This is a genomic window from Microbispora sp. GKU 823 (assembly GCF_002027145.1).
In the GTDB taxonomy this organism is placed as follows: Bacteria; Actinomycetota; Actinomycetes; order Streptosporangiales; family Streptosporangiaceae; genus Microbispora; species Microbispora siamensis.
The window spans coordinates 1-1,459 of sequence record NZ_MWJN01000244.1 but is presented as its reverse complement, the minus strand read 5'-3'; the positions used below and the strand labels follow the sequence as shown (position 1 = coordinate 1,459).

The following is a 1,459-nucleotide window of genomic DNA, read 5'->3' as shown; positions in this document are numbered from 1 at the left end:
ACACCACAGGTGAGATCAAGAGCCAGACGGTGTTCATGGGCGACTTCCCGCTCATGACGTCGAAGGGCACCTTCATCATCAACGGCACCGAGCGTGTCGTGGTCTCCCAGCTCGTCCGGTCCCCGGGTGTCTACTTCGACCGTTCGGTCGACAAGACCTCCGACAAGGACCTGTTCGGCTGCCGGGTGATCCCGTCGCGCGGCGCGTGGCTCGAGTTCGAGATCGACAAGCGCGACAGTGTCGGCGTGCGCATCGACCGCAAGCGCAAGCAGCCCGTCACCGTGCTGCTGAAGGCGCTCGGCTGGACCAGCGACCAGATTCTGGAGCGTTTCGGTCAGTACGAGTCGATGCGGGCGACGCTGGAGAAGGACCACACCTCCGGCCAGGACGACGCGCTGCTGGACATCTACCGCAAGCTGCGTCCGGGTGAGCCGCCGACCAAGGAGTCGGCGCAGGCGCTGCTGGAGAACCTGTACTTCAACCCGAAGCGCTACGACCTCGCCAAGGTCGGCCGTTACAAGATCAACAAGAAGCTGGGCGTCCAGGCCGACATCACCCAGGGCACGCTGACCGACGAGGACATCGTGTCCACCATCGAATACCTCGTCCGGCTGCACGCCGGTGAGGAGACGATGGGCCCGGACGGTTCGGTGGTCGTCGAGACCGACGACATCGACCACTTCGGCAACCGTCGTCTGCGCACGGTGGGCGAGCTCATCCAGAACCAGGTCCGCCTGGGCCTGGCCCGTATGGAGCGCGTCGTCCGCGAGCGCATGACCACGCAGGACGTCGAGGCGATCACGCCGCAGACCCTGATCAACATCCGCCCGGTCGTGGCGTCGATCAAGGAGTTCTTCGGCACCTCGCAGCTGTCGCAGTTCATGGACCAGACCAACCCGCTGGCCGGCCTGACGCACAAGCGGCGCCTGTCCGCCCTGGGCCCGGGTGGTCTGTCGCGTGAGCGGGCCGGCTTCGAGGTCCGCGACGTGCACCCCTCCCACTACGGCCGCATGTGCCCGATCGAGACGCCGGAAGGCCCGAACATCGGTCTGATCGGCTCGCTGTCCTCCTTCGGGCGGGTCAACTCGTTCGGCTTCGTCGAGACCCCGTACCGCCGCGTCGTCGACGGCCGGGTCACCGACGAGATCGACTACCTGACCGCGGACGAGGAGGACCGGCACGTCGTGGCGCAGGCCAACACGGCCCTGAACGCCGACGGCACCTTCGCCGAGACCCGCGTGCTCGCCCGCCGCAAGGGCGGCGAGTTCGAGGCCGTCCACCCGTCCGAGGTCGACTACATGGACGTGTCGCCGCGTCAGATGGTGTCGGTGGCGACGGCCATGATTCCGTTCCTGGAGCATGACGACGCCAACCGTGCGCTGATGGGTTCGAACATGCAGCGTCAGTCGGTGCCTTTGCTGAAGAGCGAGGCGCCGCTGGTCGGGACCGGCATGGAGTA

1 pseudogene is annotated in these 1,459 nt (G+C 66.6%); it reads left to right on the top strand.

Features of this window, described 5'->3' with window-relative positions:
- Positions 1–1,459, top strand: a pseudogene (locus B1L11_RS44505) (DNA-directed RNA polymerase subunit beta); the annotation flags it as partial.